General features: G+C 67.6%; 13 protein-coding genes and 1 tRNA gene. 7 read left to right on the top strand and 7 right to left on the bottom strand.

The genetic code is table 11. The features are described 5' to 3' along the window. Positions 1-72: 72 nt before the first annotated feature. Positions 73-888 carry a formate/nitrite transporter family protein gene (locus EGH23_RS08515; RefSeq protein WP_220579575.1) on the top strand — a complete coding sequence of 272 codons (816 nt, stop codon included), beginning with the start codon at positions 73-75 and terminating at the stop codon, positions 886-888. 1 nt (position 889) lies between these two features. On the opposite strand, the gene EGH23_RS08520 is transcribed toward EGH23_RS08515, so the two are convergent. After that, positions 890-1,417 carry an HPP family protein gene (locus EGH23_RS08520; protein WP_220579576.1) on the bottom strand — a complete coding sequence of 176 codons (528 nt, stop codon included), beginning with the start codon at positions 1,415-1,417 and terminating at the stop codon, positions 890-892. Between the two features lie 124 nt (positions 1,418-1,541). Here EGH23_RS08520 and EGH23_RS08525 point away from each other — a divergent pair, with 124 nt between their 5' ends. Next, the gene (locus EGH23_RS08525) at positions 1,542-2,891 is read left to right on the top strand and encodes a TIGR00341 family protein (protein WP_328765877.1); all 1,350 of its coding nucleotides are present in this window, start codon (positions 1,542-1,544) and stop codon (positions 2,889-2,891) included. A 216-nt stretch (positions 2,892-3,107) separates the two neighbouring features. Here the strand turns inward: EGH23_RS08525 and EGH23_RS08530 are convergent. The 3 genes from EGH23_RS08530 to EGH23_RS08540 form a co-directional block, all read right to left on the bottom strand. Next, a tRNA-Ile gene (locus EGH23_RS08530) sits at positions 3,108-3,181 on the bottom strand. Between the two features lie 82 nt (positions 3,182-3,263). Then, positions 3,264-3,815: an FxsA family protein gene (locus EGH23_RS08535; RefSeq protein ID WP_220579577.1), complete on the bottom strand. Its 552-nt coding sequence runs from the start codon at positions 3,813-3,815 to the stop codon at positions 3,264-3,266. Positions 3,816-3,887: 72 nt separating this feature from the next. After that, entirely contained in the window at positions 3,888-5,267 is a 1,380-nt protein-coding gene (locus tag EGH23_RS08540; RefSeq protein WP_220579578.1) for a cytochrome P450, read from the bottom strand. Positions 5,268-5,372: 105 nt separating this feature from the next. Between EGH23_RS08540 and EGH23_RS08545 the strand changes: the two genes are divergently transcribed. Both EGH23_RS08545 and EGH23_RS08550 read left to right on the top strand, forming a co-directional pair. Beyond that, positions 5,373-6,983, top strand: a complete 1,611-nt coding sequence (locus EGH23_RS08545; protein ID WP_220579579.1) for a DUF255 domain-containing protein — start codon at positions 5,373-5,375, stop codon at positions 6,981-6,983. A gap of 120 nt (positions 6,984-7,103) precedes the next feature. Then, positions 7,104-7,910, top strand: a complete 807-nt coding sequence (locus EGH23_RS08550) for a TrmB family transcriptional regulator (RefSeq protein WP_220579580.1) — start codon at positions 7,104-7,106, stop codon at positions 7,908-7,910. A 42-nt stretch (positions 7,911-7,952) separates the two neighbouring features. Here the strand turns inward: EGH23_RS08550 and mptA are convergent, their stop codons facing one another. The 3 genes from mptA to ahbB all read right to left on the bottom strand — a co-directional run bounded on the left by mptA (position 7,953) and on the right by ahbB (position 10,856). Further along, on the bottom strand, positions 7,953-8,882 hold the full coding sequence (gene mptA / locus EGH23_RS08555) for a GTP cyclohydrolase MptA (protein ID WP_220579581.1): 930 nt from the start codon (positions 8,880-8,882) through the stop codon (positions 7,953-7,955). Between the two features lie 76 nt (positions 8,883-8,958). Then, positions 8,959-9,546 (bottom strand): HalX domain-containing protein, encoded by a 588-nt coding sequence (locus tag EGH23_RS08560; RefSeq protein WP_220579582.1) that lies wholly within the window; start codon positions 9,544-9,546, stop codon positions 8,959-8,961. A 272-nt stretch (positions 9,547-9,818) separates the two neighbouring features. Next, positions 9,819-10,856 carry a siroheme decarboxylase subunit beta gene (gene ahbB, locus EGH23_RS08565; RefSeq protein WP_220579583.1) on the bottom strand — a complete coding sequence of 346 codons (1,038 nt, stop codon included), beginning with the start codon at positions 10,854-10,856 and terminating at the stop codon, positions 9,819-9,821. A 107-nt stretch (positions 10,857-10,963) separates the two neighbouring features. Between ahbB and EGH23_RS08570 the strand changes: the two genes are divergently transcribed. The 3 genes from EGH23_RS08570 (at position 10,964) to EGH23_RS08580 (ending at position 13,635) form a co-directional block, all read left to right on the top strand. After that, positions 10,964-12,049 (top strand): anthranilate phosphoribosyltransferase, encoded by a 1,086-nt coding sequence (locus tag EGH23_RS08570; protein ID WP_220579584.1) that lies wholly within the window; start codon positions 10,964-10,966, stop codon positions 12,047-12,049. Positions 12,050-12,094: 45 nt separating this feature from the next. Further along, on the top strand, positions 12,095-13,021 hold the full coding sequence (locus tag EGH23_RS08575) for an alpha/beta fold hydrolase (RefSeq protein ID WP_220579585.1): 927 nt from the start codon (positions 12,095-12,097) through the stop codon (positions 13,019-13,021). A gap of 65 nt (positions 13,022-13,086) precedes the next feature. Further along, positions 13,087-13,635 (top strand): peptidylprolyl isomerase, encoded by a 549-nt coding sequence (locus EGH23_RS08580; protein ID WP_220579586.1) that lies wholly within the window; start codon positions 13,087-13,089, stop codon positions 13,633-13,635. The last annotated feature ends 17 nt before the right edge of the window (positions 13,636-13,652 follow it).

Consider the following 13,652-nt stretch of genomic DNA (forward strand, 5'->3'; position numbering starts at 1 on the left):
GGCCGAGAGCGATACGAGACGCCTGTTATCGCAAGCACGGGCCACATCAGTGTCTCGGCGGACGTTCGAGGCATGTCTCAAGAGAGCGAACCCAGTGAGACGCTCGCGTACACGCGGATACTGGAGACGGAGATAGAGAGCGCGCTTCGGGAGTTCGAACGACCGACGTCGGGGCTCGCTCTCTCCGGGTTGTCGGCCGGGCTCAACGTCAGCTTCGGAGCGCTGTTCATGGCGATGGCGCTGACGTTCATGGGACCGTCCCAGTCGGGGTTCTTCCAGCAGCTCGTACTGGCGAACGCGTCGGCCATCGGGTTCGTCCTCGTCGTCCTCGGACAGACGGAGCTGTTCACCGCCCACACGACGATGGGAATCCTGCCGCTGCTCGACGGGCGCGGGAGCGTCCGGCAGCTCGGTCGGCTCTGGGGGGTCGTCTACGGGTCGAACCTCGTCGGCTGTGCCGTCTTCGCCGTACTGATGGCGACCGTCGGCCCGGCGATGGGTATCGTAGAGCCCGCGGCCGTCGGGACGCTCGCCGAGAATCTCGTTCCGTTTCCCCCGCAGACGATACTCCTGAGCGGCGTCATCGCCGGGTGGCTGATGGGGATCTCGGCCGCCAGAAACACCGTGGCGCAGTTCCTCTTCGTCTGGCTCATCACGGCCGGCATCGGCTTCGCGCCGTTTCATCACTGCCTCCTCGGCTCGACCGAAGTCCTCGCCGCGCTGCTCTTAGACCAGGGCGTGACCGCCGGCGAGTACGCCTACTTCCTCGGCTGGACGACGCTCGGCAACGTCGTCGGGGGCAGCGTGTTCGTGGCGCTGTTGAACTACGGCCAGGCCGTCAGGGGCGGCGAGCCGAAAGACGTCGACGTCGACGCACACCAGGAATGAACTACTGGGGCGGCTCCTCGACCCCGGTCGTCGGGAGGACGTGGTCGGCGACGACGAGGACGCAGATGGCGAACAGGATGATGCCGGCTTCGAGGGCGCTGGTCAGCAATCCGAGCCCGACGATGAGCGTCGTCGCACAGGCCGGCGCGTGCCGGAGGTCCGTCCGGAGCATGGCGAAGCTCGTCAGTCCGACCGAGAGGAATCCGGCGGCGACGAGCTGTAGCCCGGGCATCGACATCGCGGGCGGAATCTTGGTGACCGACAGGCCGGGCGCGATGGTGTGGTACGCGAGGAGCCCGCTGACGACGCCGAAGAAGTGACCGCCGAGCGCGCGCTGCCACTGGCTCGTCGCCGCCGACGGCGTCACCGCGAGCGCGTACGCCGACGGGCCGAGGCTCGGGAAGAGAAACGGCTGTCCGGTCCCCCACGCCAACAGGACGAGCAAGAGGAGGAGACTACACGTTCGCCCCGTCGAGAGGAGCGCGTCGCTCGTGGTCGGCTGCTCTTCGAGTGGTTCGAAAACCTCCATGCCGGCCGCTAGCGACCGCGCCTGAAAGACATCCGGGTTGCAAACGCGTGACGGACCGGGGCGATAGCGGCGTTCTTCGCGCTGCAGGCAACGGTTTCTTCCGCCGCATAGACTAAGAGACTGCGTGCGACTCATCCAGATCCGCGTCGGCAACGAGGCGGAGGACGAGGTCATGGCGGTGCTCGACGAGGAGAACATCGAGCACATCGCCGCCGCCGAGCGCGACGAGAGCGACGCGATCATCCTCTACTTCCCGCTGCCCGACGGCGCGGTCGAGAAGGTGATGGACCGCCTCTACGACGCCGGGCTCGACGAGGACGCCTTCACCATCATCACCGACATCCAGTCTGCCACCACGCCGACGTTCGACGAACTGGAGAGTCAGTACACGCAGGGACCCGACGACGAGGTGGGCCTCTCGCACGCGACGCTCCGGGCGAACGCCCGCGAGGTGACGCCGGGACGAGCGATGTTCGTCACCTTCGCCGCGCTGAGCGCCATCGTCGCCGCCGCCGGCCTGATGCTCGACTCGGCCATCGTCATCGTCGGCGCGATGGTCATCTCGCCGTTCGCCGGCTCGGCGCTGTCGGCCAGCGTCGGCGCGGTCATCGGCGACTACCCGTCGATCCTCGACAGCATCAAATCCCAGCTGCTCGGCCTCGTCGTCGCCGTCACCGCCGCGACGGCGGCCGCCGCCGTCTTCAGGTGGGGGTACCTCGTCCCGCCGAACCTCGCCATCCAGAACATCTCGCAGGTCAGCGCCTTCTCGATCCCCATCGTGCTCACGTACGTCATCGCGATCTTCGCCGGCGCGGCCGGCGCGCTGGCGCTCGCGACCGACCTCGACGTCTCGCTCGCCGGCGTCGCCGTCGCCGCGGCCATCGTCCCGGCCGCCGCCGCCGTCGGCATCGGTGTCGTCTGGAGGGAGCCGACCGTGATCTTCGGGGCGACGGTCCTGCTCCTGATGAACCTGCTGCTCATCAACCTCTCGGCGTACGTCTCGCTCACGCTGTTCGGCTACCGCGCGTCCCCCTCGAAACGGCTCTCGGAGTACGTCAGCGTCGACGCACGGACCATCGGCTACGCCGTCGTCGGTGCCGTCGTCGCCGTCGCGCTCCTCGGCGCGATTGTCAGCACGTACCAGTACCTCGCCTTCGTCGAGACGACCAACCACAACGTCGAGGACGTCCTGACCCAACAGCGCTACGACGAACTCGAACTCATCGACGTCCGGACCGACTACGGCGCGCAACTGATACGGAAAGGCGACAGCGACACCGTCTCCATCGTCGTCGGCCGAACTTCCGACAGGGAGTACGCGTCGCTCTCGGCGACGCTCCAGCGGGCAATTGCTGAAGATACTCTGAGGGAGGTCACGGTCGAGGTGCAGTTCACGGACTATCAGCGAACGGGTCCGGCAGCGGCACAGTCGTCGCTCGGAGTGGGTCGGACCAGCGGCTATCGAGCGGTCTGAGCCGCGTCTCGGTTCGACTCCGCTCTCCCGTCGATTGTTCGGTTTGTTGAGAGTTCTAATCAGCCAAATCAGGAATTCAAATAAGTCAAACCACAAGACGGGAGCAGGATGAAAAGCTGATCAACCGAGCGTCTGTTGAAATGACTCAGTGCTTTCCGTCAGTATTTATAAGTAACACGCCGCTGTGTGGGGAATAGGAATCGTCAGGAAAGGGAGTGGGCCAACGCGGATTTGAACCGCGAACCTCCCGGTTATCAGCCGAGCGCTCAACCTGATTGAGCTATTGGCCCAGGTGAGCGCGTTTTGGTGTACCCGAGGGGTATAGAAAAGGGTAACGTTTCGGAATACCGGGTGGGAAACCGCACCAGGGCGTCAGTTCCCGTCGCGTTCCTCGAAGTCCGCGTCGGTGGCGTCGTCCCTGTCGAAGCCGGCGTCGCTCGGCGACCCGCCGCCCGGGCCGGTCGGGCCGTCGGAGCCGGTCGCCTGGCCGCCCTCGTTAGGGAAGCCGCCGATGTAGACTTGGCCGCTGGCGAAGCCGCCGGTCTTGGCGTCGATGTAGGGGCGGACGACCCAGCGGCGCGTCGCGGCGCGGATGGGGTAGCGCGTGAGGGGCACCGCTAGCAGGAGGCCGACGAAGTCAGTCACGAGACCGGGCGTGAGGAAGAACGCCCCGGCGGCGATGAGCAGGCCGCCGTCGATGAGCTCGTCCGTCGGCACCTCGCCGCTCGCCAGTTTCCGCTGGATCGCCTGAAGCGTCGCGCGGCCCTCCGCGCGGACCAGCAGCATGCCGATGAGCGCCGTGAGGACGACGAGCGCCACGACGACGAGCGGCGGGATCGGATAGATGATCCCCGTCGCCAGCGCCACCAGCAGTACGGCGTCGAACAGCGGGATGAGTAACAACAACCCGATGACCCGGAGCATACCCCCGTTTGCAGGTCCGGCCCCAAACGCCTTTCGAGAGGTGGCGGAGAGACGGAACCGCTTCCCGGCTGCTCACTCCCGCTCGCGGACGCGCACTCGCACCGGGTCCGTCGGCGAGAGCGTGATCCGCATCGCCAGGTCCAGCGGCGGTTCGGTCACCGACTCGAAGCGAAATCGCCGGGCGAGCGTGGCGATTGCCAGTTTGGCCTCCATCCGGGCGAAGCGCATGCCGATGCAGTGGCGCGGACCGCCGCCGAAGGGGTAGTAGGCGTAGTCCGGCAACTCGGCCTCGAACTCGTCGGTCCAGCGCTCGGGGCGGAAGGCGTCGGGGTCGTCGTACCAGCGCCCGTCGCGGTGGACGAGCCACTGGGGGATCGTCAGCTGGGCGTCTTCCCCGACGTCGTACCCGCCGAGCGTGACCGGGCGAGTCGGCTGGCGGAACGTCGTGAAGGCCGGCGGGTAGAGGCGCAACACCTCGGTCAGCACCGAGTCGAGGTAGGGCAACTCGAAGAGGTCCGCGGGCGTCGGGTCGTCGTCGCCGAGCGTCTGGTCGAGTTCCTCGTGGAGCCGGCGCTGTCGCTCGGGGTAGTTGCCGAGCAGGAACCACGCGTAGGTCAGCGTCAGCGCCGTCGTGTCGTGGCCCGCCACCAGAAACGTCAGCAGCTGGTGGCCGAGCCGCTCGCGATCCATCGTCTCCTCGTCCAGCGACAACAGGAGCGAGAGCACGTCGTCGCGGGCCTCGCGCGTCTCGGCGGCCTCGGCCTGCCGCTCGGCGATGACGTCGTCGAGCGTCGCCTCGAACGCCGCCCGAGTGCGCTTGATCCGGCGGTTGCTCGGCGTCGGGACGCCGAGGGGAACGTACGCCGACAGCGAACTGGGGTCGGTGCGGGTCCGGAGCGCGTCGAGCAGCGGTTCGAGCGTCTCGGCCGTCCGGTCGACGTCGATGTCCAAGAGGGTCTTCCCGAGGATGCGGAGCGTGAGCGACTGCATCTCGGGCAGCAGGTCGACGCGGTCGCCGTCGTCCCACCCGGCGGCGGTCTCGGCGGTGAAGTCGGTCATCGTCTCGCCGTAGGTGGCGATGCGCTCGCGGTAGAACGCGGGTTGGAGCGCCGTCCGCTGGCGCTGCCACTCCTCGCCCTCGAGCAGGAAGAGCCCCTTCCCGATGAACTCCCCGAGCGTGTCGCGGAGGAGGCGGCCCTTCTCGTAGTCGCCCTCGTTCGTGACCAGCACCTCCTCGACGAGGTCGGGATGCGTGATGAAGTAGCCCGTCGTCCCGGCGACGTTGTAGCCGACCACGTCGGCGTCCATCGCGCCCACGCGGTCGTAGAAGCCGAGCGGGTCTCGCAGCATCGAGAGCGTGTTGTCGAGGAGCGGGATCCGACCGAGGCGGGGCGGTCGGTCGCCCGGCGTCGTCGGTCCGCGCCGCGTCGACTGGACCTGTTCGGGGCTCATACTCGCACTTGTCACTCCGGCGGAATCGGTCTTTCGCCGGCCCTCCGGGGCCGGAAATCTCACCGGAGTGAGAGGGCCTTTGTACGGCCATCACCGAGACGGCGTATGGACGAGTTCGCGGCGGAGACGAAAGTCGAGTGGCGCGAGTGGGGGCCGGCGGCGTTCGAACGCGCCGCCGACAGCGGCAAGCCGGTCCTGCTGTCGCTGACGGTGCCCTGGAGCCCCGAGTGCCGGGCGATGGACCGCGGCGTGTTCGGCGAGCCGCGCATCGCGGCGAACGTCAACGACGGGTTCGTCCCGGTCCGCGTCGATGCCGACCGGAACCCCCGCGTGCGCGAACGCTACACGATGGGCGGCTTCCCATCGACGGTGTTTCTCACCCCCGAGGGCGAGGTCATCACCGGCGCGACGTTCCTCGGTCCCGAGGGGTTCCGGGGTATCCTCGACAGCGTCCGCGAATCCTGGGACGCGAAGGGGGCCGCGGCCGGGTCGATCCCGCGGCAGTTACGCGACGAAGCGCCGCCGGCCGGGGAGCTGCGCCCGCGAATCGAGGAGCACATGATCGAGCAGTTGCTCGGCGCGTTCGACGAGGAGTACGGCGGCTGGGGAACCGACGTGAAGTTCCCGCTCCCGCGAACCGTCGAGTTCGCGCTGGTACGCGCCCGCGATCAGGCGACGCGCACGCTCGAAGCCGTCCGCACGCACCTCCTCGATACCTACGATGGCGGCTTCTTCCGCTACGGGACCGGCCGGGACTGGTCGAACCCGCGCCGGGAGAAGCTCGCCGACGAGAACGCGGCGCTCGTGCGGGCGTTCGCCCACGGCTACCGCTACACCGGCACCGACGCCTACCGCGACGCCGCCCGGCGGACCGTCGAGTACCTGACGACCGATCTCTGGACGGGCGAGGCCTTCGCGGCCAGTCAGGCCGGCGACGACGACTACTACCAACTCGGCGCGAGCGAGCGGGAGGCCCGCGAGGCCCCGCACGTCGACGAGACGGTGTTCGCCGACCGGAACGGGCTGGCTATCGACGGGCTGCTGTGGTTCCACGCCTACACGGACGACGACCGCGCCCGACGCTACGCGAGTCGAGCGCGCGACAACGTCTGCGAGACGCTCGTCGCCGACGGCGAGGTGGCTCACTACGCCGGCGACGACAGCGACGCCGGCCTCCTGTCGGACCAGGCGCAGTTGCTGCAGGGACTGACCGCGAGCTGGCAGGTCCTCGGCGAGGGCGGCCCGGCCGAGGCCGTCGCCGACTGGACTATCGAGAACCGCCAGCAGGAGACGGGTGCGTTCCGCGACGGCCCGGACACGGGCGCGGGGCTCTGTGGACGCTCGCTCCACCCGCTCGACGCCACGGTGGAACTGGCCGACGCGCTCGTCGACCTCGCGGCGCTCACCGGCGAGGACCGCTACCGCGAGGTGGCGACCGAGGCCGTCGAATCGTTCGCCGGAGCGGCCGAGCGGATGGGCGTCGAGGTGGCCGGCTACGCCGGCGTCGCGGCCCGACTGCTCGACCCCCAACGGCTGGTCGTCGGCACCGAGGCCGGCACCGACCTCCACCGGGCGGCGCTCCGGCTGGCCGACCACGAGACGACGGTCGTCCCCGACCCCGACGGCGACGGGAGTGCCCGCCGATACGAGGGCGAGACCGTCACGGCCGAGGCGTCCACGCCCGCCGATCTCGAAGCGGCGCTGACCGGTGATTGACCGATCGGTGACCGCGTGGCGACTGAGCGGCGACCAACCGCCCGAACGATGAACCGCGAGCAACGGGGAGAAACGGTAAACCTTCGCTGAGTTTATACCCCCTGGAGAATATTAGAGAACATGGCGAGTCTGAGAGATCTCGGCCTCTCCGAGTACGAGGCCAGAGCGTACCGGTCCCTCCTAGAGACGGGACCGACGACGGCGAAGGACCTCTCGAGAGCGAGCGACGTTCCGATGGGGCGCATCTACGACGTGTTGAACAGTTTAGAGACCTACAACCTCGTGCGGAGTCAGACGGCGAGCCGGCCCAAGAAGTACGTCGCCGTCGAACCAGACACCGCGCTGGACCGGCTGCTAGACGACAAGAAACAGGAGCTCGCGGAGAAAGCGAACCAGTACGAGGGCATCGTCGAGGACCTCTCGAAACAACTGGAGACGGCCGACCCGGTGGACGAACCGTTCTGGACGGCCGCCGTCGGGCAGGACGAAACGCTCGACCTCCTCTTAGAGCGGCTGGCGGCCGCCGACTCCCGCATCGTCATGGTCGGTTCGATTCCGGCCAGACAGGTCGACATCGTCGAGGCGACCGAACGCATCGTCGACGAACTCGAATCGGCGCTGGAACGCGGCGTCGAGGTGTCGCTGCTGGTCCGCCCGGACCTGTTCAAAACCCTCCCGCGGGAGGTCAACCGGGAGTACTACGAGCGGCTCAGCCCCCACGAGAACTACAGCGCTCGCGCCAGCCCCAACGTGACGACGACGTTCGAACTCATCGACGACGTCGAGGTGTGCATCGAAGTGCCACACCCGCTCGGCCGCGACGAGATGTTCGGCGTCATCGACCTCAAGGACCCGGAGTTCACCGCCGACATCAGCGAGGCCTTCGCCGACCACTGGGCCGAGGCCCAGACGATCAATCCACCCTGAAACGCTCTCGCTTGCCCCTCGTGGACTCGTCTTCGATCGCTCTCAGGCCGTCTCGAGTTCGCTGCGGAGGTCACCCAGTTCCGCCACCCGCTCGGCGTGGGCGTTATGCTGGTGAATCGACTCGTCGTTTGACTGTTTCATCGTGACGATCGCGTCGTCGGAGAGGTCGGGGAAGTGCTCGACGACGCCCTCGGCGAGCGCTCTGACGCAGTCCTCGACGAACTTCGCGTTCTTGTGTGCCTCGTAGGTCATGTGGTCCTCGTCGGGCCGCTTTGCGAGGTTGTAGATGCGGGCGCTCATCGAGTCGCGGGCCACCTCGATGAGTTCGTTGAGGTCGACCTCGGGCGCGCCGTCGCTCTGGACGGTCAGCGTGGCGTGGCCGCGCTGGGAGTGACCGGCCTGGGGCATCGTCTCCAGGAACTCGTCGATGACCTCGTCCTCGACGTTCATACCGCGGAGCGTCTCGCGGGCGCGGGCCGCCGACATCCCCTGCGAACAGGGACACACCGTCATCCCGGTGACGCGGGCACCGATCTCCTCGCTGGTGCCCTCCTCGGTGGCCGTCGCCGAGGCGATGATGTCAGCCGTCGACTGGGTGGCCATCCCGCTCTCGGGGGTCTTCTCGTGGGTGACGTACTCGGCTTCCATCCGGACTTCGGCCTTCGTCGTGTAGTCGTGTTTCTCCAGGAGGAGGTCGGCGGCGTCACCGCAGACGTCCTCGACGCGGTAGGCCTGTTCGGAGACCGCGGTCTCCAACGTCTCGTCGATGACTTCCATGTTGCGGGACATGTCCGCGCCCTTCCGCCAGGACGGGAGGTCGACGAACACCTCGAACTCGGCCATCAGGACGATCGGGTCGCGGTCGCGCCGACCGAGCTTGACGAGTTTCTCGACGCCCGTCACGCCGACGCGGTTGAGACCCACGGTCACATCCGGACTCGACGCCTGCACGTCCGGCAGTTGCTGGCTCATTGAACACGGTTATGGGAGAGACCGGGTTAGGGCTTTCGAAACCCGGGGTTTCGCCGTCCGGGTGCGCTCGTCCGGTTCACTCCGTCGCCGCCGACGCCCGGTTCAGGTCGCGGAACACGGCTTCGAAGTCGGTCTCGTCGAACCCCGCGGTGATCTCGTCGAGGGTCTCCCGGACGGCGTCGATCTCCCGTTCGAGGGACTGGAACTCCTCGCTCGCGGCGAGTTCGGCCCGCGGCTTGTTCGCCACCAGCGCCGCGCGTTTCCCCGTCAGCGCGTAGTACTCTCGTATCCGCTCCTCGTAGGTGGCGCACCGCCCGAGGTGCTCTATCGTCTCGAGCAACGCGCCCCGCGAGACCGGTTTGACGACGTAGTCGTCGAAGGGCATCTCGACGATGTCGAAGCCCGGTTCGACCGCCGTTACCATCGCCACCCGCGCTCCGAACCCCCGCTCGCGGATGGTCGACAGCACCTCGTCACCGGACATTCCCGGCATCCGTCGGTCGAGCAACACCACGTCGATCGACTCGTCGAGAACGTCGAGCGCTGATTCACCGCTATACGCCGTCTCGACGGCGTATCGCTCGCGGAGCTGTGCGGCGTACGCGTCGGCGACGTCGGCCTCGTCGTCGACGACGAGAATCGTGTCTTCCCCACCGGTTGTCATCTATCCACCTATCGGTGTGTCAAACGATGGCAAAAGCGTTCCGCTACCAGTCATCTAATCTACAGTTCCGAGCTCCGGTCCCGAACCGGGACTACTGAACTGCCGACGATCACTCCCCGACGATGTCGTCGTACTGCGCGCCGACCTTTTTCTTCGTCGGGTTCCCTCCTCGAAAAACGTCGATGAAAAAGGCCGGTTCGTCGGCCGTCGGCCTCGAACCGGAGAAACTAGGCTCGCTTCGCTCGCGTAGTATGCTTCTGAACTGCCGACGATCACTCCCCGACGATGTCGTCGTACTGCGCGCCCGTCTGCTTCAACGTGGCCGTCGAATAGAGGCGGTCGTGGTCGTACGGCAGGAACTCCGTCGCCAGTTCGTCGATCTGTTCGTCGACGGCGTCGGCGTCCCGACCGTGAATCATGGTGAAGAGGTTGTACGGCCAGTTCTGCTCGGGCCGACGCGGTCGGTGATAACAGAGCGTGACGGACGGCAGCGCGCCGACCCGCTCACCGCGGTCGTCCAGCTGCTCGTCCGGGACGTCCCAGACGACCATACAGTTGTTGTCGAAACCGGTCGTGAGGTGATTGACGACGCAACCGACGCGCTTGATACAGCCCGTCTCGCGGAGCTTCCGGATGGCGGCGAGCACGTCGTCGACGTCCGCGTCGATGGTCGCCGCGACGTCTCGGTACGGCGTCTCCGAGAGCGGAAACCCCTCCTGAATCGCCAGCAGGAGCCGCCGGTCCAGCGCCGTGAGGTCGGCCGCGGCGTCCTCGCTGATCCGGGTCGCGCTGGCGTCGGTCCCCTCGATAGACTCCCGCGCGAATCTGTCGCCGTTGACGACCGGAAACTCCAGGTCGATGTAGTAGTCCGTCAGCATCGGCAAGACCAGCACCTCACACCCAGTGCGGGTCTCGATGTCGGCGAGGATCTCGTCGCGTCGGTCGCGGGAGCCCGCGGTGACGACGAACCACATGTTCCACTCGTGGTCGCGGGCGTAGTTGTGGTTCACCTGCCGATACTCGTTGACGACGGCGGCCACCTCGTCGAACCGCTCCGGCGGGGCCGAGACGGCCGCGAGCGTCGACGAGCCGACGACCGGCGGGTTCAACACCGGGCCGAACCGGCGGAAGATGCGCTCTTCGCGGAGGCGTTCGACCCGTTCGAGGGCCTCCTGGCCCGAGATACCCAACTGCTCACCCACCACCTCGAAGGGGCGTTCACGCACCGGGAAGTCGCTCTGGAATCCGTCGACCAGCGCGGCGTCCACGTCGTCGATGCGCTCGCGCCAGTCACCCGACGGGAGGCTCATTGGCCGGGCTTAGGAGCGAATACGGGTATCACTTTCGGGCCGGCAGTGGTGCCGCAACATGCGAGGGAAACACAGGGGCTTTCAAACTCCGCATCGAAGCCTCTCGTATGGCACAAACGACCCCTGAATACGGCGACTGGCCGCTCAAGCGGCTGATGACGGAAGTCGTCGGCTCCGGACACAAGTCCGCCGACGACATGACCCGCGAGCAGGCCCGCGAGGCCTTCCGGCGCATCCTCGCCGGGGAACCCGACCACACGACGCTGGGCGCGTTCTGGCTCGCCAACCGCTGGAAGCGCAACAACCCCGAGGAACTGGGCGCGTACGTCGACGTGATGCGCGAGGAGTCCGTCGTCACCGCCGAGCCCGACGCCGACCCCGTCGACTGCGGCGCGAACTACGACGGGAAGGGCCGCTCGGCCATCTTCGGCGTCGGGGCCGGCCTCGTCGCCGCCGCCGCCGGGACGCCCGTCGTCGTCCACTCGGGCGACCGCGTCCCGACGCAGAAACAGGACGCCTACAAGCACGTGCTGGACGAACTCGGCGTCCGCACCGAACTCGAACCGAGGGACAGCGCCGAGATGGTGGACGACGTGGGCTTCGGCTTCTACTACCAGCCCCGGTTCAATCCCGGCATCGACGAGCTGTCCGAACGCCGCGAGATGATGGGCGTCCGCACGTTCGTCAACACCGTCGAGACGCTCGCCAACCCGGCTAACGCCGGCGTCCACCTCGGCAGCTTCTACCACCTACCCTTCGCTAAAAAGATGGTCCGCACGCTCGGCAACGCCGAGACCAGCACCGTCTCCCGCGCCCTGTTCTTCCAGGGGATGGAGGGCTACGACGACGTGCGACCCGGCGAGACGGTCGTCGCCGAGTGGCCCGTCGAGGGCGGCGATTCGGACGACGAGGGCATCGCCGACTTCGAGATCCGCACCGGCGACTACGGCATGGACGTGACGAGCGAGGACCTCGAAGTCGAGGACGTGGCCGGCGACTCCGCCGACGTCACCGAGGCGGTCCTGACCGGCGAGCGGACGGACGGCTTCGCCGACGCCGTCGCGCTCAACGCCGCCCTCCGAATCTACGCCCGCGAGGACGCGGACAGCATCGAAGACGGCTTAGAGCAGGCCCGCGGCGCTATCGAGGACGGCAGCGCGGCCGAGGCGCTCGAAGCGCTGCGGGACTTCTGAGCGGTCCCCGGAACCGTCTTTCGTCCCGCGTTCGAAACCGCGGATATGCCAGCGACCGACGCGGCCGCCACCGAGTGGGCCGTCCCCGCCGACGGCGAACTGTGGTCTCACGACACCGTCGAGACGAACGGCGTCGAGTTACACGTCGTCACCGCGGGACCCGAAGACGGCGAGTTGGTCGTTCTCCTCCACGGGTTTCCGGAGTTCTGGTACGCCTGGCACCACCAGATTCCGGCGCTCGTCGAGGCAGGCTACCGCGTCGTCGCGCCGGACATGCGCGGATACAACTGTTCGGAGAAACCCGACGGCGTCGACGCCTACCACGTCGACGAACTGGTGAGCGACGTGGCTGGGGTCATCCGGGCGTTCGACCGCGAGAGCGCCCGCGTCGTCGGCCACGACTGGGGCGGCCTCGTCGCGTGGCAGACCGCTATCGACCGCCCCGGCCTCGTGGACCGACTGGCCGTACTGAACGCGCCCCACCCGGCGCGCTACGAGGAGTTGCTCCGGCGCTCGCCCGCCCAGGTCGCGAAGTCGTGGTACGTCTTCTTCTTCCAGTTACCGCGCGTTCCCGAGTGGACGATTCGGCGGGGCGACTTCGCCGCGCTGGAGCGGATGCTCCGCGAGAAACCCGCCCGACCGGACGCGTTCACGGAGACGGATATCGAGCGATACGAGGCCGCGCTCGCCCGGCCCGGCGCGCTGACGGCGGCCGTCAACTACTACCGGTCCCTGTTCCGCCGAAACGCGCGGTTGACGCTCACGCGGGGCGGTTTCGGCGAGGCGGCCGTCGAGGTGCCGACGCTGCTGGTCTGGGGCGAACGAGACGGGATGCTCGACGTGCGCCTCACCGAGGGCCTCGACGAGTGGGTGTCAGATATCCGGGTCGAGCGGCTCCCCGACGCGAGTCACTGGGTGCAGTTCGACGCGCCCGACCGCGTGAGCGAGTATCTGCTCTCACATCTGTCCTGAGAGTCGGCTCGTGCCCTCCCGGACGAGTGGGCAGGCTTTTCTGCCGCGCTTCCGTCCGGCCGGGTATGAGCGACCTGACCGCGACGCTTCACACCACCGAGGGCGACATCGAGATCGAACTGTTCGAGGACGAGGTACCGAACACCGTCGAGAACTTCGTCGGCCTCGCCGAGGGCGCGGACGACTACGACGAGGCGGAGGTCGGCCCCGGCACCGGCGCGTGGGAGGACCCCGACTCCGGCGAGAAGCGCATCGACCCGCTGTACACGGACATCGAGATCCACCGCATCATCGACGACTTCATGGTCCAGATGGGCGACCCGACGGGGACCGGCCGCGGCGGTCCCGGCTACACCTTCGACGACGAGTTCGACGACGACCTCTCGCACGACGGCGCGGGCGTCGTCAGCATGGCCAACCGCGGCCCCGACACGAACGGCTCGCAGTTCTTCATCACGCTCGGTGCCCAACCGCACCTCGACGGCAAGCACGCCGTCTTCGGGAAAGTCGTCGACGGCATGGACGTCGTCGAGTCCATCGCCGAGGCCGACACGGACATGAACGACGCGCCGACCGCCGACATCCTCCTCGAATCCGTCGAGATCAGCCGCTGAGACGCCGCGAAAATAGC

This window comes from Haloarcula nitratireducens, assembly GCF_019599505.1.